Origin of the sequence: Streptomyces sp. NBC_01077 (genome assembly GCF_045162855.1) — a bacterium.
In the GTDB taxonomy this organism is placed as follows: Bacteria; Actinomycetota; Actinomycetes; order Streptomycetales; family Streptomycetaceae; genus Streptomyces.
Genome location: NZ_CP108669.1, coordinates 6,747,375 through 6,767,330, shown reverse-complemented (window position 1 = coordinate 6,767,330; position 19,956 = coordinate 6,747,375). Strand labels below are relative to the sequence as shown.

20 protein-coding genes and 5 tRNA genes are annotated in these 19,956 nt (G+C 70.7%); 7 read left to right on the top strand and 18 right to left on the bottom strand.

Annotated features, from left to right (window positions below; translation table 11 throughout):
• Positions 1–11 precede the first annotated feature (11 nt).
• Together thiD and OG462_RS30760 are read right to left on the bottom strand one after the other, a co-directional pair.
• On the bottom strand, positions 12–812 hold the full coding sequence (thiD, locus tag OG462_RS30765; protein ID WP_406062568.1) for a bifunctional hydroxymethylpyrimidine kinase/phosphomethylpyrimidine kinase: 801 nt from the start codon (positions 810–812) through the stop codon (positions 12–14).
• Positions 809–1,771, bottom strand: a complete 963-nt coding sequence (locus tag OG462_RS30760) for a thiamine-phosphate kinase (protein WP_017235962.1) — start codon at positions 1,769–1,771, stop codon at positions 809–811. Before OG462_RS30760 ends, thiD begins: the two co-directional genes overlap by 4 nt.
• A 233-nt stretch (positions 1,772–2,004) precedes the next feature.
• Here OG462_RS30760 and OG462_RS30755 point away from each other — a divergent pair, with 233 nt between their 5' ends.
• Positions 2,005–2,238 carry an Lrp/AsnC family transcriptional regulator gene (locus OG462_RS30755; RefSeq protein WP_015036438.1) on the top strand — a complete coding sequence of 78 codons (234 nt, stop codon included), beginning with the start codon at positions 2,005–2,007 and terminating at the stop codon, positions 2,236–2,238.
• 23 nt (positions 2,239–2,261) lie between these two features.
• Positions 2,262–2,741: a DUF3515 domain-containing protein gene (locus OG462_RS30750; RefSeq protein ID WP_406066792.1), complete on the top strand. Its 480-nt coding sequence runs from the start codon at positions 2,262–2,264 to the stop codon at positions 2,739–2,741.
• Positions 2,742–2,776: 35 nt separating this feature from the next.
• Here OG462_RS30750 and OG462_RS30745 read toward each other — a convergent pair whose 3' ends face one another.
• The 3 genes from OG462_RS30745 to OG462_RS30735 form a co-directional block, all read right to left on the bottom strand.
• Positions 2,777–3,916, bottom strand: coding sequence for a D-alanine--D-alanine ligase family protein (locus OG462_RS30745; protein ID WP_406062565.1), 1,140 nt, complete (start codon positions 3,914–3,916; stop codon positions 2,777–2,779).
• A gap of 87 nt (positions 3,917–4,003) precedes the next feature.
• The gene (locus OG462_RS30740; RefSeq protein ID WP_406062563.1) at positions 4,004–5,005 is read right to left on the bottom strand and encodes an NAD(P)H-dependent glycerol-3-phosphate dehydrogenase; all 1,002 of its coding nucleotides are present in this window, start codon (positions 5,003–5,005) and stop codon (positions 4,004–4,006) included.
• Complete coding sequence (locus OG462_RS30735; RefSeq protein ID WP_406062561.1) at positions 5,002–5,754, bottom strand: lysophospholipid acyltransferase family protein; 753 nt, start codon at positions 5,752–5,754, stop codon at positions 5,002–5,004. The genes OG462_RS30740 and OG462_RS30735 overlap by 4 nt, the downstream gene beginning before the upstream one ends.
• A gap of 137 nt (positions 5,755–5,891) precedes the next feature.
• Here OG462_RS30735 and cofC point away from each other — a divergent pair, with 137 nt between their 5' ends.
• Both cofC and OG462_RS30725 read left to right on the top strand, forming a co-directional pair.
• Complete coding sequence (gene cofC, locus OG462_RS30730) at positions 5,892–6,539, top strand: 2-phospho-L-lactate guanylyltransferase (RefSeq protein ID WP_406066790.1); 648 nt, start codon at positions 5,892–5,894, stop codon at positions 6,537–6,539.
• 10 nt (positions 6,540–6,549) lie between these two features.
• A complete protein-coding gene (locus OG462_RS30725; RefSeq protein WP_406062560.1) occupies positions 6,550–6,759 on the top strand; it encodes a hypothetical protein in 210 nt (69 codons plus the stop codon).
• 91 nt (positions 6,760–6,850) lie between these two features.
• Here the strand turns inward: OG462_RS30725 and OG462_RS30720 are convergent, their stop codons facing one another.
• From OG462_RS30720 to leuC, 4 genes are all read right to left on the bottom strand, one after another.
• Positions 6,851–7,555: an HU family DNA-binding protein gene (locus tag OG462_RS30720; protein ID WP_406062558.1), complete on the bottom strand. Its 705-nt coding sequence runs from the start codon at positions 7,553–7,555 to the stop codon at positions 6,851–6,853.
• A gap of 143 nt (positions 7,556–7,698) precedes the next feature.
• Complete coding sequence (locus OG462_RS30715) at positions 7,699–7,926, bottom strand: hypothetical protein (RefSeq protein WP_030325570.1); 228 nt, start codon at positions 7,924–7,926, stop codon at positions 7,699–7,701.
• A 104-nt stretch (positions 7,927–8,030) separates the two neighbouring features.
• The gene (leuD, locus tag OG462_RS30710) at positions 8,031–8,624 is read right to left on the bottom strand and encodes a 3-isopropylmalate dehydratase small subunit (protein ID WP_406062556.1); all 594 of its coding nucleotides are present in this window, start codon (positions 8,622–8,624) and stop codon (positions 8,031–8,033) included.
• Between the two features lie 6 nt (positions 8,625–8,630).
• Entirely contained in the window at positions 8,631–10,055 is a 1,425-nt protein-coding gene (gene leuC, locus OG462_RS30705) for a 3-isopropylmalate dehydratase large subunit (protein ID WP_406062554.1), read from the bottom strand.
• A gap of 140 nt (positions 10,056–10,195) precedes the next feature.
• On the opposite strand from leuC, the gene ndgR reads away from it, so the two are divergent.
• Positions 10,196–10,912, top strand: a complete 717-nt coding sequence (gene ndgR, locus OG462_RS30700; protein WP_016432448.1) for an IclR family transcriptional regulator NdgR — start codon at positions 10,196–10,198, stop codon at positions 10,910–10,912.
• Positions 10,913–11,039: 127 nt separating this feature from the next.
• Here the strand turns inward: ndgR and OG462_RS30695 are convergent.
• The 9 genes from OG462_RS30695 to OG462_RS30655 form a co-directional block, all read right to left on the bottom strand.
• Positions 11,040–11,112 (bottom strand) — tRNA-Glu (locus OG462_RS30695).
• A gap of 41 nt (positions 11,113–11,153) precedes the next feature.
• Positions 11,154–11,225: transfer RNA gene (locus OG462_RS30690), tRNA-Gln, on the bottom strand.
• Between the two features lie 14 nt (positions 11,226–11,239).
• Positions 11,240–11,312 (bottom strand) — tRNA-Glu (locus OG462_RS30685).
• 84 nt (positions 11,313–11,396) lie between these two features.
• Positions 11,397–11,469, bottom strand: a tRNA-Glu gene (locus OG462_RS30680).
• A gap of 43 nt (positions 11,470–11,512) precedes the next feature.
• Positions 11,513–11,584: transfer RNA gene (locus OG462_RS30675), tRNA-Gln, on the bottom strand.
• Between the two features lie 93 nt (positions 11,585–11,677).
• Positions 11,678–12,400, bottom strand: coding sequence for an HAD family hydrolase (locus OG462_RS30670; protein ID WP_406062552.1), 723 nt, complete (start codon positions 12,398–12,400; stop codon positions 11,678–11,680).
• A 26-nt stretch (positions 12,401–12,426) separates the two neighbouring features.
• Entirely contained in the window at positions 12,427–13,902 is a 1,476-nt protein-coding gene (gltX, locus tag OG462_RS30665; protein ID WP_406062550.1) for a glutamate--tRNA ligase, read from the bottom strand.
• Positions 13,895–14,689, bottom strand: coding sequence for a fumarylacetoacetate hydrolase family protein (locus tag OG462_RS30660; RefSeq protein WP_406062548.1), 795 nt, complete (start codon positions 14,687–14,689; stop codon positions 13,895–13,897). Before OG462_RS30660 ends, gltX begins: the two co-directional genes overlap by 8 nt.
• A 129-nt stretch (positions 14,690–14,818) precedes the next feature.
• Positions 14,819–15,022 (bottom strand): hypothetical protein, encoded by a 204-nt coding sequence (locus OG462_RS30655; protein WP_406062546.1) that lies wholly within the window; start codon positions 15,020–15,022, stop codon positions 14,819–14,821.
• Positions 15,023–15,593: 571 nt separating this feature from the next.
• On the opposite strand from OG462_RS30655, the gene OG462_RS30650 reads away from it, so the two are divergent.
• Positions 15,594–19,442 (top strand): nitrate- and nitrite sensing domain-containing protein, encoded by a 3,849-nt coding sequence (locus tag OG462_RS30650; RefSeq protein ID WP_406062544.1) that lies wholly within the window; start codon positions 15,594–15,596, stop codon positions 19,440–19,442.
• A gap of 9 nt (positions 19,443–19,451) precedes the next feature.
• Positions 19,452–19,865: a roadblock/LC7 domain-containing protein gene (locus OG462_RS30645; protein ID WP_030325548.1), complete on the top strand. Its 414-nt coding sequence runs from the start codon at positions 19,452–19,454 to the stop codon at positions 19,863–19,865.
• Positions 19,866–19,956: the final 91 nt, after the last annotated feature.

Sequence of the window (19,956 nt, the reverse complement as noted above, 5' to 3'; positions counted from 1 at the left end):
CCCCGGACACCTCAGTCCCTGAACCGCCAGCCGTGGTCGACCGGCCCGATGCCCGCGCCCAGCGCGAATCCGGCACCGATGGCCCCCGTCACGTACGCCTTGGCCTCACGTACCGCCTCCGGCACCGGAAGCCCCTTGGCGAGCCCGGACGCCACCGCGGAGGCGAGCGTGCAGCCCGTCCCGTGGGTGTGCCGGTTGTCGTGGCGCGGGGCGCGCAGCCAGTGTTCCTCGGAGCCGTCCGTGAGCAGGTCCACGGCCTCCTGGCCGGTGGGCAGGTGGCCGCCCTTGATCAGGACCCAGCGCGGCCCGTACGACAGGACCGCCTCGGCCGCGACCCGCATGTCGCTCTCGTGAACGACGTGCACGCCCGTGAGCTGTGTCACCTCGTCCAGGTTCGGGGTGGCGACGGTCGCCCGGGGCAGCAGCTTCGCGCGTACGGAGTCGAGCGCGCTCTCGGCGAGCAGGGAGTCCCCGTGCTTGGAGACGCCGACGGGGTCGACGACGACCGGGGCAGCGGTGTCGCCGAGCAGGTCGGCGACGGTCTCCACGAGCGCCGCAGAGGCGAGCATGCCGGTCTTGACGGCCTGGACGCCGATGTCGTCGGCAACGGCGCGGTACTGGGCGCGTACGGCTTCCACGGGCAGCTCCCAGACGCCCTGGACGCCCCGCGAGTTCTGGGCGGTGACGGCGGTGAGCACGCTCATGCCGTGCACGCCGAGCGCGAGCATGGTCTTCAGGTCGGCCTGGATGCCGGCGCCGCCGCCGGAGTCGGATCCGGCGACGGTCAGCACCAGCGGGGGCCGGGAGGTCACTCGGTCTCCCCGAAGTGGTCCCAGCCGCCGACGCTGTGCCAGGGCGCGCCGTCCACGGTGACCTGCGGCAGCGCGGAGGGGTTGAGGACCTCGCCGATGACCTTCCAACGGGCGGGCAGCTTCACGTCGGGCGGGAAGGTGGCCACGATGGCGTGGTCCTCTCCCCCGGTGAGCACCCACTGCATGGGGTCGACTCCGACGGCCTGCCCGATGTCGTTCATCTGGGTCGGGATGTCGATGAGGCCGGAGCGCAGGTCGATGCGGACCTTGCTGGCCTCGGCGATGTGGCCGAGGTCGGCGATGAGGCCGTCGCTGACGTCGCACATGGCGGTGGCGCCGAGACCGGCGGCGGCGGGACCCGCGTGGTACGGCGGTTCGGGCCTGCGGTGGGCCTCGACGAAGGCGCGCGGGGAGCGGAAGCCGCGGGAGAGCACGGCGTATCCGGCGGCGGACCAGCCGAGCCAGCCGGTGTAGGCGACGACGTCGCCGGGCTGGGCGCCGCCCCGGGTGACCGGGTCGTGGTTGCGCAGGTCGCCGAGGGCGGTGATGGAGACCATGATCGTGTCGCCCCGGACGACGTCGCCGCCGACCACCGCGGCGCCCGCGACCTGACATTCGTCGCGCAGGCCGTCCATGAGTTCGGTGGCCCAGGTGACGGGAAGTTCGGCGGGGACGACCAGGCCGAGGAGGAGCGCGGTGGGGACGGCGCCCATGGCGGCGATGTCGGCCAGGTTCTGTGCGGCGGCCTTGCGGCCGACGTCGTACGCCGTCGACCAGTCGCGGCGGAAGTGACGTCCTTCGAGAAGGATGTCCGTGCTGGCCACCACGCGCCGGTCGGGGGCGGACACGACCGCGGCGTCGTCGCCCGGCCCGATCCGTACCGCCGGGGTGGAGGTGAGCCGGGACGTGAGCTCCCTGATGAGCCCGAACTCGCCCAGCTCTCCGACTGTGCCCTTCACCGCGCCTCACCTCGTGTCTTCGTGCCGGCCGGCGGGCGGGGGCGCGTCTGTTCGCGCCGCGGGTCGCGGGCCGTCACCGTGCTGGGTACCGTCAAGTAGACCGTCAACTTCTGTCCTGCGTACGCCACCCCGCGAGCGCCTCGGGACACGCAGGTCTCCCCGCGGCCCGCGGCGACGCGGTACCGTGGCGTCCCTTTCTCCCACAAGATCCTCGTGGTCGCCCTGGAGGTTCCGTGGTTCAGGCGTACATCCTTATTCAGACCGAGGTGGGCAAGGCGTCGACCGTCGCCGACACCATCTCCAAGATCCCGGGGGTGCTCCAGGCGGAAGACGTGACCGGTCCGTACGACGTCATCGTGCGCGCGCAGGCGGACACGGTCGACGAGCTCGGCCGCATGGTGGTCGCGAAGGTCCAGCAAGTGGACGGCATCACGCGCACCCTCACCTGCCCGGTCGTTCATCTGTAGCCCCCGTCTACGCTTGGCCGGTGATGTCTTCCCACCGGCCCTTCGGCCTGCCCGCCGCCGTCACGGCAGCCGTTCTGCTGCTGGCCGCCGCCGGCTGCTCCTCGTCGGACGCCGCGGCGTCCGTCGTGGTTCCCAGCCCCCCGGCGGCGGAGGCCGCCTTCTGCCAGGCCCTGGCGAAGGAGCTTCCCGACACCGTGGCGGGGCTGGCACGGAGTGACCCGGAGCCCGGCTCCGAGTTGACCGCCGGCTGGGGTGACGGTGCGATCGTACTGCGCTGCGGGGTGCCCCGGCCCGAAAAGATGAGCGATCCCAAGGCGCAGGGCATCGAGGCGAACGGCGTCAACTGGATGCTGGAGCGCCCCGAGGGCAGCGGGCCCCGTTTCACCTCGACGTATCGGAAGACGTACGTCGAGGTGCAGATGGACGAGCGGTACGCGCACGACATGACGCCGCTCGCGGATCTCGCCGCTCCCGTACGGAAGACCGTGCCGCCCAGCCTCTGAGAGGCGGCGGCACGGTCTTCCGGGGTGCCGTCGGGTCAGCGCAGGCCCGTGGAGCGGGTCAGCGCGGCCTGGATGAGCCGGTCGACGAGCTCGGGGTAGCCGACGCCGCTCTCCTGCCACATGCGCGGGTACATGGAGATCGGCGTGAAGCCCGGCATGGTGTTGATCTCGTTGATGACGAAGTCGCCGTCCTCGGTGAGGAAGAAGTCGGCGCGGACCAGCCCCTCGCAGGAGACCGCCTCGTAGGCGGCGACGGCCAGGCGCTGGATCTCGGCGGTGGCCTCGTCCCCGATGGGGGCGGGCACGATGCCGGAGGCCGAGTCGATGTACTTGGCCTCGAAGTCGTAGAAGTCGTGGTCCGTGACCGGCGGGATCTCGGCCGGCACGCTGGCGCGGGGGCCGTCCTCGAACTCCAGGACGCCGCACTCGATCTCGCGGCCGCGCAGCAGCGACTCGACGAGGATCTTGGGGTCGTGGCGCCGGGCCTCCTCGATGGCCTCGTCCAGGCCGGAGAGGTCGTCGACCTTGGTGATGCCCATGGAGGAGCCGCCGCGGGCCGGCTTCACGAAGAGCGGCCAGCCGTGTTCGGCTGCGAACTCGACGATCTTCTTGCGGGCGGCAGCGGGGTTCTGCTCCCACTCGCGCGGCCGGATGACCTCGTACGGGCCGACCGGGAGGCCGAAGGAGACGAAGACCCGCTTCATGTACTCCTTGTCCTGGCCGACGGCGGAGGCGAGGACGCCCGCGCCGACGTAGGGGACGCCGGAGAGCTCCAGGAGGCCCTGGAGGGTGCCGTCCTCGCCGTAGGGTCCGTGGAGCATCGGGAAGACCACGTCGACCTCGCCGAGGGCCTTCGGCACGGCGCCGGGCTCGGTGAGGACGACCTCGCGGTTGGCGGGGTCGACGGAGAGGACGACGCCGCCCTCGGCGGACTCGGCCAGGTCGGCGACGTTCGGCAGGGCGCGGTCGGCGATGGCCATGCGCTCGGGGGCGTCGGCGGTGAGCGCCCAGCGCCCGTCCGTCGTGATGCCGATGGGCAGCACGTCGTACTTGTCCCGGTCGATGGCGCTCAGGACGGCGCCCGCCGTGACGACGGAGATGGCGTGCTCGGAGCTGCGTCCGCCGAAGACGACGGCCACGCGCGGCTTGCGGGGGCTCTGGGTGTTCTCGCTCATATCGCGATGAGCGTACCTTGCGCGTCCCGAACGGCCTTGCGCCCCGGTCCCCTCGCGCGCGTCCGGCTCAGCGGCGCCCGTCGTCCCTCAGCGGCGCTCGGCCTTGGCGCTGCGCGACATCAGTTCCTTGAGGGCGACGACCGGCGGCTTTCCGTCGTGGACGATCGAGACGACGGTTTCCGTGATGGGCATGTCGACGCCGTGGCGGCGGCCCAGATCGAGCACGGACTCGCAGGACTTGACGCCCTCGGCGGTCTGCTTGGTGGCCGCGATCGTCTCCTGGAGGGTCATCCCGCGGCCGAGGTTGGTGCCGAAGGTGTTGTTCCGGGAGAGGGGCGAGGAGCAGGTCGCGACGAGGTCGCCGAGGCCCGCGAGGCCGGAGAAGGTGAGCGGGTCGGCGCCCATGGCGAGGCCGAGCCGAGTGGTCTCGGCGAGGCCGCGGGTGATGAGCGTGGCCTTGGAGTTGTCGCCGAGTCCCATGCCGTTGGCGATACCGACGGCGAGCCCGATGACGTTCTTGACCGCGCCACCGAGTTCACAGCCCACCACGTCGGTGTTGGTGTACGGGCGGAAGTACGGGGTCATGCAGGCGGTCTGGAGCCGCTGCGCGACCGTCTCGTCGACGCAGGCGACGACGGCGGCGGCGGGCTGCCGGGCGGCGATCTCCTTGGCCAGGTTGGGGCCGGTGAGGACGGCCACGCGCTCGGCGGGCACGCCGGCGACCTCCGTGATGACCTCGCTCATGCGCTTGGCGGTGCCGAGTTCGACTCCCTTCATGAGGGAGACGAGGACCGTGCCGGGCGCGAGCATCGGCGTCCAGGCGGCGAGGTTGCCGCGCAGGGTCTGGGAGGGCACGACGAGGATGGTGAAGTCCGCGTCGTGGGCGGCCTCGGCGGGGTCGGCGGTGGCCGTGATCGCCGCGGGGAGTTCGACGCCCGGCAGGTAGTCGGGGTTGACCCGGGTGGCGTTGATCTCCTTGGCGAGTTCGGCGCGACGGCCCCAGAGGCTCACCTCGCAGCCCGCGTCGGCGAGCACCATCGCGAAGGCGGTACCCCAGGATCCGTTTCCGAAGACGGCTGCCTTGGTCACTTGGTGCCCCCTTCGGCGGCCTTGCGCCGCTGCTCCAGGCGCGCCTTGCGGTGGTCGTACGGTTCGGCGGGCGCCTGTTCGCCGCGGATCTGCTCCAGGAGGGCGGTGATCGCGGCCATGATGACCTCGGTCGCCTCGCGGAGCACCTCGGGCGTGGGGTCGAGTCCGTAGAAGCGGGAGAGGTCGACGGGCGGACCGGCCTGCACGGTCAGCGTCTTGCGGGGGAACAGGCTGAACTTGTTCTCCCTGGCGTACGGCGGCATCGCGAGATTGGCGCCCCACTGGGCCACCGGGATGACGGGGGCCCGGGTGAGCAGCGCGACGCGCGCGGCACCGGTCTTGCCCGCCATGGGCCACATGTCGGGGTCGCGGGTCAGGGTGCCCTCGGGGTAGAAGGCGACGCACTCACCGCGTTCGATGGCGTCGACGGCGGCGCGGAACGCGTCGAGCGCGTTGGTCGTCTCGCGGTAGACGGGGATCTGTCCGGTGCCGCGCAGCATCATGCCGACGAAGGGGGCCTTGAAGAGGCCGGCCTTGGCGAGAAGGCGCGGGACGCGACCGGTGTTGTACTGGTAGTGCGCGTAGGACAGCGGGTCCAGGTAGGAGTTGTGGTTGACCGCGGTGATGAATCCGCCGTCGGCCGGAATGTGCTCCATACCGCGCCAGTCCCGCTTGAACAGAACCACCAGGGGGGGTTTGGCGATGACCGCCGCGAGGCGGTACCAGAAGCCGATTCTGCGGCGGGGCACTCGTACACCTTTCTCCGGGACTGGCTGGCAGGGGGTCAAGTGTCGCCCCATGCTCCTGCTCTGTCGAGTGACACCGTACGCCCCGGGCCCCTCCGCGGGACCGCGTGGGCGGGACAGAATGGGAGCCGATGAACCCCATGCACACCGATGCGGACGACGGCTGGTCGCTGGTCGTCCCCCTGAAGCCCCTTGCCCTGGCGAAGAGCAGACTGGCCGCGGCGGCCGGGTCCCGGCTGCGCCCGCGGCTCGCGCTCGCGTTCGCCGAGGACACGGTGGGGGCGGTGCTGAACTGCGCGCGGGTACGGGATGTGGTGGTCGTCACGGACGATCCGGCTGCGGCCGACGCGCTCGCGGCCCTGGGCGCGCGGATCGTGGCGGACACCCCGGCGGCGGGGCTCAACGCGGCGCTGGCGCACGGGGTCCGTGCCGTCCGGTCCCGGCGGCCGTACGCGCGGGTGGCGGCGCTCAACGCGGATCTGCCGGCGCTGCGGCCGGAGGAGCTGGCCCGGGTCCTGGACGTGGCCCGGAAATTTCCGAGGGCTTTTCTCGCGGATGCCGCCGAAATAGGTACGACATTCCTCTCGGCGGGTCCGGGGGTGGAATTGGAACCGGCATTCGGAGGTGCGTCGCGGCTCCGGCATTTGTCTTCGGGTGCCGTGGAAATCCTGCTGGCCGGGGTGGATTCCGTACGCCAGGACGTGGACACCGGTGAGGATCTGGCGGCGGCCGGGGCGCTGGGGCTGGGCCCGCGGACGGCCGCCCGGTGGCTGCCGGCGGCCGGATAGGCTGCGGTCCATGCAGGCGACCGCGTTCACGTACGACCCCGAGACCCGCAGCGGCAGTGTGCTGCTCGACGACGGCACCCCCGTGGAGTTCGGGGCGGAGGCCTTCCAGGCGGGCGGGCTGCGCCTGCTGCGGCCGGGGCAGCGGGTACGGATCGAGGCGGAGCCCGGCCCGTCCGGCGCCGGCCTGCGGATCACGCTGGTGACGCTCCAGACGTTCTGACGCGTCCGGTTCCCACCGATGGGGGCGCGGACGCGCCGCGGGCCGGGCTCCCTGGGGGGAGCCCGGCCCGCGCGGGTGTCTACCGCTCGTCCTACTTCTTGGCGGCGGCCTTCTTGGCGGTCGTCTTGCGCGCCGTCGTCTTCTTGGCGGGCGCCTTCGTCGCCGTGGCCTTCTTCGCGGCCGGCGCGGTCTTCTTGGCCGTGACCTTGGTCGCCTTCTTCGCGGCGGCCGTGGTGGTCTTCTTGGCGGCGGCGGAGGTCTTCTTCGCCGCGGCCGTGGTGGCCTTCTTCGCGGGGGTCGCCTTCTTGGCGGCCGCCGTGGTGACCTTCTTCGCGGGGGTCGCCTTCTTCGCGGCCGCCGTCGTCGCCTTCTTCGCCGGGGTCGCCTTCTTCGCGGCGGCCTTCTTGGCGGTGGTCGCCTTCTTGGCGGCGGCCTTCCGCACGGTGGCGGTGGCGGCGCCACCGGTCAGACTGCCCTTGGGGGCCTTCTTGACGGAGACCTCGCCGCCCTTGGGGAGCTTCTTCGAGCCGCTGACCAGGTCCTTGAAGCCCTGACCGGCACGGAAGCGCGGGACCGAGGTCTTCTTGACCCGCACCCGCTCACCCGTCTGCGGGTTGCGGGCGTAGCGGGCCGGACGGTCGACCTTCTCGAACGAGCCGAAACCCGTCACCGAGACCCGGTCGCCCCCGACCACGGCACGCACGATGGCGTCGAGCACGTGGTCGACGGCTTCGGCGGCCTGCTGGCGACCGCCCATCTTGTCGGCAATCGCTTCTACGAGCTGCGCCTTGTTCACGTCTTCCCCTTCGGAGACATTGCCAGAACGAAAGTGTTCAAGCTTTTTCGCACGTTAGGCATGTATATACCGCAAATCAAACACGAAACGGGCTAATCACCCTAGTGCCGCAACGCGGAAGATCCGCTGCGGAGTTCTTGGTGTCAGTCGTCCTCTGGGAATCGGCCCTCGTCGAGGTCCTTCATCAACCGGTCCAGACGCGTTGCCGCGTCCTTGAGATCGTGCTTCGCCGCGGCCGTCACGACCAGCAGCTTCCGGGACAGCGCCATCCTTACGCCCTCCGGGACTTGCAGTGAGCGCACTCTTGTGTGCGCTTCCTTCAATCGGGCGGCGACTGACTCGTAGAGCTCGAGTTGGCTGTCGCGTTCCATGCACCGATTGTGCCATCTAGGGCGAGTTGTCGCCCGACAGGGTCTCAACAAGCGACTGCGCCCCCCACCGGACGGTGGGGGGCGCAGTCTTGGAAAAGCGCTGCTCAGACGGTAATTGTACGGGGCTTGAAGGCCGGTCGTGACGCCTCATATGCCGCGATGTCGGCTTCGTTCTGAAGGGTGAGGCTGATGTCGTCGAGGCCGTTCAGGAGCCGCCAGCGGGCGTTCTCGTCGAGCTCGAAGTCGGCGTCGATCCCGGCGGCCAGCACCTTGCGCTGCTCCAGATCGACGGTGATCTCGGCGGTCGGGTCGGCCTCGGTCAGCTCCCAGAGCGCGTCGACGGTCTCCTGCGGCAGGACCACGGTCAGCAGGCCGTTCTTCAGCGAGTTGCCGCGGAAGATGTCGGCGAAGCGGGCGGAGATCACCGTCTGGAAGCCGTAGTTCTGGAGCGCCCAGACGGCGTGCTCACGGGAGGAGCCGGTGCCGAAGTCGGGGCCGGCGACCAGGACCGAGGCACCCTGCCGCTCGGGGCGGTTGAGGATGAACTCGGAGTCCTTGCGCCAGGCCTCGAAGAGGCCGTCCTCGAAGCCGTCGCGGGTGACCTTCTTGAGCCAGTGCGCCGGAATGATCTGGTCGGTGTCGACGTTGCTGCGGCGCAGCGGGACGGCCCGGCCGGTGTGCGTGGTGAAAGCTTCCATGGTTCCTCAGACCCCCGCGGTGGTGGCGACGTCGGACAGATCGGCCGGGGAGGCCAGATGGCCCAGGACGGCGGTGGCGGCGGCGACCTGGGGGGAGACCAGGTGGGTCCGGCCGCCCTTGCCCTGCCGGCCCTCGAAGTTGCGGTTGGAGGTGGACGCGGAGCGCTCACCGGGAGCCAGTTGGTCGGGGTTCATGCCCAGACACATCGAGCAGCCCGCGTGCCGCCATTCGGCGCCGGCCTCCTTGAAGACCTTGTCCAGGCCCTCCTCGACGGCCTGCAGGGCGACCCGGACGGAGCCGGGGACGACCAGCATGCGGACGCCGTCGGCGACCTTGCGGCCCTCCAGGAGTCCGGCGGCGTTGCGCAGGTCCTCGATGCGGCCGTTGGTGCAGGAGCCTACGAAGACGGTGTCGACCCTGATGTCGCGCAGCGGCTGTCCGGCGGTCAACCCCATGTATTCCAGGGCCTTTTCGGCGGCCAGGCGCTCCGAAGCGTCTTCGTACGAAGCCGGGTCGGGGACGTTCGCCGAAAGCGGCGCGCCCTGGCCGGGGTTGGTGCCCCAGGTGACGAACGGCGCCAGGGAGGCGGCGTCGATGACGACCTCGGCGTCGAAGACCGCGTCCTCGTCGGACTTCAGGGTCTTCCAGTACGCGACGGCGGCGTCCCAGTCCTCGCCCTCGGGGGCGTGGGCGCGGCCCTTCAGGTAGGCGAAGGTGGTCTCGTCGGGGGCGATCATGCCCGCGCGGGCGCCGGCCTCGATCGACATGTTGCAGATGGTCATCCGGGCTTCCATCGAGAGTTTCTCGATGGCGGAGCCCCGGTACTCCAGGATGTAGCCCTGGCCGCCGCCGGTACCGATCTTGGTGATGATCGCCAGGATCAGGTCCTTGGCGGTGACGTCCTCGGGCAGCTCGCCGTCGATCGTGATCGCCATGGTCTTGGGGCGGGCCAGCGGCAGCGTCTGGGTGGCGAGCACGTGCTCGACCTGGCTGGTGCCGATGCCGAACGCCAGCGCGCCGAAGGCGCCGTGCGTGGAGGTGTGCGAGTCGCCGCAGACGACGGTGGTGCCCGGCTGGGTCAGGCCCAGCTGCGGTCCCACGACGTGGACGACGCCCTGCTCGACGTCGCCCAGGGGATGCAGGCGGACGCCGAAGTCGGCACAGTTCTTCCGGAGGGTCTCCAGCTGTGCGCGGGAGACCGGGTCGGCGATCGGCTTGTCGATGTCGAGGGTCGGGGTGTTGTGGTCCTCGGTGGCGATGGTGAGGTCGAGGCGCCGCACCTGCCGGCCGTTCTGGCGCAGGCCGTCGAAGGCCTGGGGGCTGGTCACCTCGTGCAGCAGGTGCAGATCGATGAAGAGGAGGTCGGGCTCGCCCTCGGCGCGCCGGACGACATGGTCGTCCCAGACCTTCTCCGCGAGTGTCCTACCCATCGCTTTCCCTCCGGCCGACGTCTACGCCGGCACAACTAGAGACCCGTTTCGCGGGCCGTTGTGCGGCCGCCTCACCAGAGTGACAAGTTCCTCGGGAAATTGAACTTGCGTTTCACAGAGTGAGACGCGAATATCGTTGCATGGACAACTCTAGCGGCGTAGGCGTTCTCGACAAGGCAGCCCTTGTCCTGAGCGCCCTGGAGTCCGGTCCGGCCACCCTCGCAGGACTGGTCGCGGCGACGGGACTCGCACGACCCACGGCACATCGCCTCGCCGTGGCACTGGAACACCACCGGATGGTGGCGCGTGACATGCAGGGCCGGTTCATCCTCGGACCGCGCCTCTCGGAGCTCGCCGCAGCGGCCGGCGAGGACCGCCTGCTCGCGACCGCGGGCCCGGTACTGACGCATCTGCGCGATGTCACCGGCGAGAGCGCCCAGCTCTACCGACGCCAGGGCGACATGCGCATCTGCGTGGCCGCGGCCGAGCGTCTCTCGGGCCTGCGGGACACCGTCCCGGTCGGCTCGACGCTGACGATGAAGGCCGGCTCCTCGGCGCAGATCCTGATGGCCTGGGAGGAGCCCGAGCGGCTCCACCGCGGCCTGCAGGGCGCCCGCTTCACGGCGACGGCCCTGTCGGGCGTACGGCGCCGCGGCTGGGCCCAGTCGATCGGTGAGCGGGAGCCGGGCGTCGCGTCCGTCTCCGCGCCCGTACGCGGCCCGTCGAACCGTGTGGTGGCCGCCGTCTCGGTCTCCGGTCCGATCGAGCGTCTGACGCGCCACCCGGGCCGTATGCACGCCCAGGCGGTCATCGACGCCGCGGCCCGTCTCTCCGAGGCGCTCCGCCGCACCGGCTGACGTCTTCCCGTCCTCTGTTCGTCCCGGCCCATCGCTTCAACGCCGCAGCGGTGGGCCGGAGTTGTGCGCACAGTCGTACCGAACAGCGAAGAAGCCCTCCCCCGAAGGGAAGGGCTTCCTCGTTCTGTACCCCCGACCGGATTCGAACCGGCGCTACCGCCTTGAGAGGGCGGCGTGCTAGGCCGCTACACAACGGGGGCCTTAGCGGATCAGATCCGCTGGTGCAGATGAGCTCTGCGAGCTGGCCTACCTGGACTCGAACCAAGAATGACGGTACCAGAAACCGTAGTGTTGCCAATTACACCATAGGCCATGGTGGTTACACCGTACCCCCGACCGGATTCGAACCGGCGCTACCGCCTTGAGAGGGCGGCGTGCTAGGCCGCTACACAACGGGGGCCCTAGCGATCCCACCCGGTCGAAACCGGGTGATGTCACCGTAGATCCACCGGGAGCTACCCAAGTGATCTACAGGATGGATCTGTACCCCCGACCGGATTCGAACCGGCGCTACTGCCTTGAGAGGGCAGCGTGCTAGGCCGCTACACAACGGGGGCTTTGCGGATGAGATCCGCGTACGATGCAGATGAGCTCTGCGAGCTGGCCTACCTGGACTCGAACCAAGACTAACGGAACCAGAAACCGTCGTGCTGCCAATTACACCATAGGCCACCGGGGCAACTTCCCCACCAGGGAGGATCTTGCTCGGCTTGCGCTTTCCGGGTTCTTGCCTTTCGGCTTGTTCCCCTCGGCGCAGGAAGAACATTACCTGAAGGTGGACTGCGCTCCAAAACGGGTATGCCCCCGGAGCAGGTCAGGGAGCTGGCGGAGGCTCGTGATCCGCTTCAGTTCGGGGCGGCCGCCGCTGTCCGCGCGGTCCAGCCAGATACCCCGCAGCCCCGCCTCCACGGCACCCCTGGCGTCGATGTCCGGCTGGTCCCCCACGTACGCCACCTCGCTCGGACGCAGGTCAAGGGCGGTACAGGCGGCGTGGAAGGCCTCCGGGGCCGGCTTGGCCACGCCCAGCTCCGCCGCGCACAGGACGGCCTCGAAGCGGTCCCGTACGCCGAGGACCCGCAGCTTGCGGTCCTGGTTGTGCAGGCTGGAGTTGGACAGAATCCCGTGACGATAGTCATCGGCCAGGAGGTCCAGAACGGGGACGGCGTCGGGGAAGAGTTCCCAGGCCGCCTCGTAGTGGGAGACGTACCGCTCGAACCAGCGGTCGGCCTCGGCGGCGGTGAGGCCCGGCTCCGCGAGGAAGTCCCGGACGCGCTCCCTCCGCTGCTCCTGGAAGTCGACCCCGCCGGCCTCGAAGCGGCGCCAGTGGAGCGCGGTCAGCTCGCGCCAACGGCCGAGGGCCTGGTCGACGGAGTCGAATCCGTCCACCAGGCCCTCGGCCGTCAGGTGCGCGCTCATGCCGACGTGGTCGGCGCGGGCGTAGTCGAAGATCGTGTCGTCGACGTCCCACAGGACCGCGCGGATGGTCATGGCACGACCGTACCGCCCGGGAGGGGTCAGGCGGCGAGCTTCGCCAGAGCCGCGTCGATCCGGGTCAGGGTCTTCTCCTTGCCCAGGATCTCCAGGGACTCGAAGAGCGGCAGACCGACCGTGCGGCCGGTGACCGCGACGCGGACCGGGGCCTGGGCCTTGCCGAGCTTGAGGCCGTGGGCCTCGCCGGCGGCCAGGACCGCGTTCTTGAGGGACTCGGGGTCGCTCCAGTCGGCGGCGTCGAGCTTCTCGCGGGCGGTGGTGAGGAGGGCCGCGGGCTCGCCCTTCATCGCCTTGTCCCACGAGGGCTGGTCGAAGACCGGCTCGGACAGGAAGAGGAAGTCCACGTTGGCCGTGATGTCCGAGAGGACGGTCACCCGGGTCTGGGCGTGCGGCGCGATGGCCTCCCAGGCGGCGCGGTCGAACTCCTCGGGCGCCCAGTTGGCGAACGGGGCCTGCAGCCAGGGCTCACAGGCCGCGGCGAAGGCCTTCACGTCCAGCATCCGGATGTGGTCGGCGTTGATCGACTCGGCCTTCTTGAGGTCGAAGCGCGCCGGGTTGGCGTTGACGTCGGCGATGTCGAACTTCGCCACCATCTCGGGGATGGTGAAGATGTCCTGGTCGGCCGAGAACGACCAGCCGAGGAGCGAGAGGTAGTTCAGCAGGCCCTCGGGGAGGAAGCCGCGCTCCCGGTAGAGGTTGAGGGAGGCCTCCGGGTCGCGCTTGGAGAGCTTCTTGTTGCCCTCGCCCATGACGTACGGCAGGTGGCCGAAGGAGGGGATCTCCTTGGCGACGCCCAGCTCGATCAGCGCCTTGTAGAGCGCGACCTGGCGCGGGGTGGAGGAGAGCAGGTCCTCGCCGCGCAGGACGTGGGTGATCTCCATCAACGCGTCGTCGACGGGGTTGACCAGGGTGTACAGCGGGGCGCCGTTGGCGCGGAGGATGCCGTAGTCCGGCACGTTCTCCGGGGTGAAGGTGAGCTCGCCGCGGACCAGGTCGGTGAAGGTGATCGGCTCGTCGGGCATCCGGAAGCGGACGATCGACGCGCGGCCCTCGGCCTCGTACGCGGCCTTCTGCTCGGCGGTGAGGTCGCGGCAGTGGCCGTCGTAGCCGGAGGGGCGGCCGGCGGCGCGGGCGGCGGCGCGGCGCTCGTCGAGCTCCTCGGTGGTGCAGTAGCAGGGGTACGCGTACCCGCCGGCGAGCAGCTTGTCGGCGACGTCCTTGTAGATGTCCATCCGCTGCGACTGGCGGTACGGCGCGTGCGGGCCGCCGATCTCCGGGCCCTCGTCCCAGTCGAGGCCGAGCCACTTCAGCGAGTCGAGGAGCTGGTTATACGACTCCTCGGAGTCGCGCGCAGCGTCGGTGTCCTCGATGCGGAAGACCATGGTGCCCTCGTTGTGCCGGGCGAAGGCCCAGTTGAAGAGAGCGGTGCGGACCAGGCCCACGTGGGGGTTGCCGGTCGGCGAGGGACAGAAACGGACGCGGATGTTCGCGTTAGCCACGCTTGATCACCTTATTGGTGAGAGTGCCGATGCCTTCGATGGTGACGGCGACCTCGTCGCCGACGTTGAGGGGGCCGACCCCGGCGGGAGTGCCGGTGAGGATGACGTCGCCGGGGAGCAGCGTCATGGCCTCGGTGATGTGGACGACCAGGTCCTCGATGGAGCGGATCATGTCGCTCGTCCGACCCAGCTGACGCTGTTCGCCGTTGACCGTGGCCTGGACGGTCAGGTCGCTCGCGTCAGCGATGCTCAAGCCCGTCTCCACCCAGGGCCCCAGGGGGCAGGAGGTGTCGAAGCCCTTGGCGCGGGCCCACTGCTTCTCGCGCTGCTGGGCGTCGCGGGCGGTGACGTCATTGGCGCAGGTGTAGCCGAAGATGACGTCCTTGACGCGCTCGCGGGGCACCTCGCGGCACATACGGCCGATGACCACGGCCAGCTCGGCCTCGTGGTGCAGCTCGTTGGAGAAGGAGGGGTACTCGATGGCGTCGCCGGGGCCGATCACCGAGGTGGTGGGCTTGAAGAAGGCGACGGGTACGTCGGGGACCTCGTTGCCGAGCTCGGCGGCGTGCTCCGCGTAGTTGCGGCCGATGGCCACGACCTTGTTGGGGAGCACGGGCGGCAGGAGCCGTACCTTGCTCAGCGGGACCTTGGTGCCGCTGAGCTCGAAGTCGGTGTACGGGATGCCCTTGATGATGTCGAGGACGAGGCCGCCGGACTCGACGGTTCCCTCGCCCTCGACGGCGCCGAAGGCCACATTGCCGTCGATGGAGAATCTGGCGATGCGCACGAGTGCTGTCGCCCCTCACTTGGTGCTTGCTGGAGTCTGACGCTCCAGGCTAACGCGGCGCGAGGGCGGCCGACCGGCGATATCGCCGGGCCGGTGACAAGGATGACGCGGGTGGGTCCCGGGGTGGGGTCAGCGGGACGCGGAGGCGTACGGCTGGGGCTGGTACGGGGCCGGGGGCTGCATGAGGACGGTGCGGCGCGGGTTGGCCGTCTTCGTCGGCAGCTCGACCGCGTACTCGGGCAGGGCGACCCGGCCGAGCTCTGCGGCGTCCGAGAGGTGGACGAGGGTGGAACGGCGGGGGTTGGCCGTGGAGCCGGGCGTCGTCGTCTTCATCGCGGTGATCTGACCTTGTTCCGGAACGGGCGCCGCGTTCGGGCGCGAGGGGGTGTAAAGCGTCAGGCTAAACATGCGATTCCCTTCGAATGCATGGCTAAGACATCGATCATCGTGTGAGTTTGCTCACCACGGGCGACATATTCCGGGCATTACGGACTGCCACCTGTCGCCACGGAAAGGGACATTCCGCCACTGAATGCTCTATTCCGCTCCTGATCATGTCGACTGGGACACACGGGTACGCGCAGTCATTGGAGCGGAAAAGTCCGAATCCTCCGTGATCATCTTCTACATGGGGTGACACTGTGCGTACGGGTTGTCATGACCCTCGCGACGCGACACGCGGCCCTTGTTGGAGATCCGGCACTGTGCTGGAATTCCACGCACCGCCGCGGGTTTCAAGCCGGCGCGCAGGAGGCGCGACGAAGCGCCGGCCGAGTGGCGGGGAAGGGGGAACTGCGCCGGTCACCGACGACCACCTGGGGTGCTCTCCACGCACCCCGTTTGACGCCGACACCGTCCTCTCCGTTCATCCGGAAGGACGCCTGGTCCAGAGGTTGCGACGCTAGTGCAGGGACGTTTCAAGAGGGATGGCTCGGGGTCTCCCCAGGCCCGTCAGGGCCGCGCGGATGCTCCGGCGGAGCAGGAACCGCGTGCCGGGACCGACCGCGGTCCCTCGGCCTCGCGCACCCCGAACCAGGGTCAGGGCCCGTCCGGCGAGGGCGGTGACGGCGGCAGGCGCACGAGCGCCGCGGCCGCGTCCGCCGAGTCGTCCGACGCACCCCCCAAGCCCCGGGCCGAGAACGAGGTCGGCCCCCGAATAGCCCTGCGCAACTGGCGCATCTCCACGCGCCTGGTCGCGCTCCTCACCCTCCCCGTGGTCGCCGCGACCACCCTGGGCGGCATCCGCATCAGCGAGTCGCTCCAGGACATGGAGCAGCTCGACCACATGCAGCTGCTCACCAAGCTGACCCGTGAGGCGACGGACCTCGCGCAGGCCCTCCAGGCCGAGCGCGACCTGTCCGCCGGCCCGCTGGCCAACGGCCGCCCGGTCAGCGACTACCAGGTCGCGAACAACCGCCGGAAGACGGACCGCGAGTACAAGGCCTTCCTCGAGGCGACCGAGGACATCCCGGCCACCGAGGGCGACGAGGCCCTGCGCAGCATCCGCCAGAACGTCAGCCAGATCGCCTCGCAGGTCATCCAGCTGAACACGATCCGCGGCAACGCCTACGAGAAGGGCGTCTCCCACTCGGTGACGGTCGAGGCGTACAGCCGCCTGGTCCGTTCGCTGCTCAGCCTGTCCCAGGACATGGCGCAGGCGACCAGCAACCCCGAGATGATCAAGCGGACCCGGGCGCTCGCCGCGTTCTCGTCCGCCAAGGAGTACGCCTCCATCCAGCAGGCGATCATCGCGGCGGCGCTGCCCCCGAACGACAAGACCTCCGGCAACATCCAGCAGGGTGACCGCCTCTACGCCGAGGCCGCGCTCAACTCCGAGGGCGTCGAGCTCAAGTCGTTCCAGTGGATCTACGAGTCGACCGGTGGCGACGCCACCGAGCGGACCGCGTCCCTGAACTCCGGCAACCCGTCGATCACCGCCGCCGAGAAGTACGCCGAGCGCGTCCTCAACGTGGACGACGCCCTGAAGACCGAGAAGGCCCGGCGCGGTCACCTCAACTTCACCGACGAGTACGGCACCAAGATCGCCGCCATGAACCGCATCGAGCGCGGTCTGCTCGGCGACATGGAGAGCATGGCCCGTGAGCTCCGCCAGGAGTCGCAGCGGGACGCCATCGTCAACGGTGCGCTGATCCTCCTCGTCCTCGGCGTCTCGCTCATCGGCGCCTTCGTCGTGGCCCGGTCCATGATCCGTTCGCTGCGCCGGCTCCAGGACACCGCGACCAAGGTCGCCCAGGACCGCCTGCCCGAGCTCGTCAAGCAGCTCTCCGAGTCCGACCCGCAGGACGTCGACACCTCCGTCGAGTCCGTCGGTGTGCACTCCCGGGACGAGATCGGCCAGGTGGCCGCGGCCTTCGACGACGTGCACCGCGAGGCCGTCCGTCTCGCCGCCGAGCAGGCCCTCCTCCGGGGCAACGTCAACGCGATGTTCACCAACCTCTCGCGCCGTTCCCAGGGCCTCATCCAGCGTCAGCTCTCGCTCATCTCCGAACTGGAGTCGCGCGAGGCCGACCCGGACCAGCTGTCCTCGCTCTTCAAGCTCGACCACCTCGCGACGCGTATGCGCCGTAACGGTGAGAACCTCCTCGTCCTCGCCGGTGAGGAGCCGGGCCGTCGCTGGACCCGCCCCGTGCCGCTGGTCGACGTGCTCCGTGCCGCCGCCTCCGAGGTGGAGCAGTACGAGCGCATCGAACTGGCCTCGGTCCCCGCGACCGAGGTCGCCGGCCGGGTCGTCAACGACCTCGTCCACCTCCTCGCCGAGCTGCTCGAGAACGCCACCTCGTTCTCCTCGCCGCAGACCAAGGTCCGGGTCACCGGTCACGCGCTGCCCGACGGCCGCGTGCTCGTCGAGATCCACGACACCGGCATCGGCCTCTCCCCCGAGGACCTCGCCGCGATCAACGAGCGGCTCGCCTCGCCGCCCACCGTGGACGTCTCGGTCTCCCGCCGCATGGGTCTCTTCGTGGTCGGCCGCCTGTCCCTGCGACACGGCATCCGCATCCAGCTGCGCCCCTCCGACTCGGGCGGCACCACCGCGCTCGTGATGCTCCCGGTCGACGTCGCGCAGGGCGGCAAGAAGCCCATGCCCAAGCAGGGTGCGGGTGGCCAGGGCGCGATGCCGCCGGGCGCCTCCGCCCCGGGCGGCCGGCTTCCCGCCGGTCCCGGCGCGGCCGGTGGCCCCGGTGGTGGACGTCCCGGTCAGGGCGGTGCGCCGTCCGCGACGGCCGGCCGCCCCGGCACCGGTGCCCCGCGCGGCCAGGTCGGCACGAGCGGTCCCCGTGCCGCGCTGCCCGCCCGCGACGGTGCCCCGCTCGCCGGTGGTCCGCAGGGCGCCCCGCAGGCCCGTACCCCGCAGCCGCAGAACGCCCAGCTGGACCGGACCGGTCAGCTGCCGCAGATCCCCCAGGCCCCTCAGGCCCCGCAGAGCAACGACCCGCTGCGGCCGGGCCCCGGTGGCGGTCTCATCGGCGGCGCCGCGAGCGCCATCCCCTCCCGTACGGACGTGTGGGGCAACCAGGGCGGCCAGGGCGGCCCGCAGGCCGGACCCGGTGCGCCGCAGCACGCTCCCCAGGGCCAGGCCCCGGGGGCCCAGCAGACCGGCGGGTACGAGTTCCCGCGCGCCGAGCTGCCGGGTGGCAACCCGCAGCCGCAGCGCCCGCAGGCGGCGAGCTGGGGCAACGACCAGGCGCAGCAGCCGGTCCGCCGCCCCCAGCAGGAGATGTCCCCGCTGGACGCCCCGCGCGGTCACGAGGACCCGGAGACGACGGGCGCGTTCCCGGCGCCGGCGGCCCCCCAGGGCCCCGGTTCCACGGGCCAGTTCCCGCGCCCCGACTTCGGCGCCCCGCAGCAGCCGTCGCAGGGCCGTCCGCAGCAGGCCCCGCAGGTGTACCAGGGCGGTGTCCAGGACCCGGCGTCGACGGCGCAGTTCCCGCGCCCGGACTTCGGCGCCCCGCAGGGCCCCGGCTCCACCGGTCAGTTCGCGCGGCCCGACTTCAACAGCCCGCAGCAGGCCCAGCAGCAGGCCCAGGCCCCGCAGCAGCAGGCGCAGGGCTACCAGGGCGGCCAGCAGCAGCAGTACGGCCGGCAGCCCTTCGTACCGCAGGCACAGCAGCAGGCCCCGCAGCCGCCGGCCCCGCGTCAGCGCTCCGGCGGTGGCAGCGGCGACTTCGGCGCCCCGCGCCCGGAGCCGGTCCAGCAGCCGCGTCAGCCGCAGGGCCAGCAGCCGCAGCTCCAGCAGCCGCGCCGTCCGGAGGCGCTGCCGCCGGCCGGTGCGGGCGACGGCCGTACGCCGCTGTACGACACGCTGGAGACCAACTGGTTCAACCAGGAGCAGGCGCAGCAGCAGGCCCAGCAGGCGCAGACCCCGGTCGCGCCGCAGGCGTCCGCTCCGGCGCAGCGTCCGGCCGGTGACCCGGCCGACGGTCGCCAGAACGGCGGGGCCGCCTGGCGGACCTCGCCCAACGACGAGCTGGTGCGCCAGGCCGAGCGGGTGCGCAAGCCCGCGGCCGGCGGTGTCACCACCTCAGGTCTTCCCCGGCGTGTGCCGAAGGCCAACCTCGTACCCGGGACCGCTCAGGAGCAGGCGCACAGCGCCGGCCCCCAGGTCTCGCGTGCACCCGATGACGTCCGCGGCCGGCTGACCAATCTGCGCCGCGGCATCCAGCAGGGCCGGCAGGCAGGTAACTCGACCACGGGTAATCACCACCTCGGTCCGAACCATCAGCAGGAGCGTTAGTTGAACGCGATGAGCCAGGCGGCGCAGAATCTGAACTGGTTGATCACCAACTTCGTGGACAACACCCCTGGGGTGTCCCACACGGTGGTGGTCTCCGCCGACGGACTCCTGCTGGCCATGTCCGAAGGATTCCCCCGCGACCGTGCCGACCAGCTGGCGGCGGTCGCGTCCGGACTGACCTCGCTGACCGCGGGCGCGTCCCGGATCTTCGAGGGGGGCCCCGTCGCGCAGACCGTGGTGGAGATGGAGCGCGGCTTCCTCTTCCTCATGTCGGTCTCCGACGGCTCCTCGCTGGCCGTGCTCGCCCACCCCGAGTGCGACATCGGCCTCGTGGGCTACGAGATGACGCTGCTGGTCGACCGGGCCGGCAGTGTCCTCACCCCGGATCTCCGCGCGGAGCTCCAGGGCAGCCTGCTCCACTAGCCGGTTGTTTCCCGGACAACCCCACCGCACCACCGACCGACAGGGCGGTACGCCCCTCCGTACCGCCCTGGCACCGTTATCCGTCCGGCCG

Bases quoted from the DNA above. Each gene is read 5' to 3' on its own strand.
- leuC (WP_406062554.1), bottom strand. From the start codon at position 10,055: ATGGGTAGGACACTCGCGGAGAAGGTCTGGGACGACCATGTCGTCCGG.
- cofC (WP_406066790.1), top strand. From the start codon at position 5,892: ATGCACACCGATGCGGACGACGGCTGGTCGCTGGTCGTCCCCCTGAAG.
- OG462_RS30725 (WP_406062560.1), top strand. From the start codon at position 6,550: ATGCAGGCGACCGCGTTCACGTACGACCCCGAGACCCGCAGCGGCAGT.
- OG462_RS30745 (WP_406062565.1), bottom strand. From the start codon at position 3,916: ATGAGCGAGAACACCCAGAGCCCCCGCAAGCCGCGCGTGGCCGTCGTC.
- OG462_RS30645 (WP_030325548.1), top strand. From the start codon at position 19,452: ATGAGCCAGGCGGCGCAGAATCTGAACTGGTTGATCACCAACTTCGTG.
- leuD (WP_406062556.1), bottom strand. From the start codon at position 8,624: ATGGAAGCTTTCACCACGCACACCGGCCGGGCCGTCCCGCTGCGCCGC.
- OG462_RS30655 (WP_406062546.1), bottom strand. From the start codon at position 15,022: ATGAAGACGACGACGCCCGGCTCCACGGCCAACCCCCGCCGTTCCACC.
- OG462_RS30670 (WP_406062552.1), bottom strand. From the start codon at position 12,400: ATGACCATCCGCGCGGTCCTGTGGGACGTCGACGACACGATCTTCGAC.
- OG462_RS30715 (WP_030325570.1), bottom strand. From the start codon at position 7,926: ATGGAACGCGACAGCCAACTCGAGCTCTACGAGTCAGTCGCCGCCCGA.
- ndgR (WP_016432448.1), top strand. From the start codon at position 10,196: ATGGACAACTCTAGCGGCGTAGGCGTTCTCGACAAGGCAGCCCTTGTC.
- OG462_RS30750 (WP_406066792.1), top strand. From the start codon at position 2,262: ATGTCTTCCCACCGGCCCTTCGGCCTGCCCGCCGCCGTCACGGCAGCC.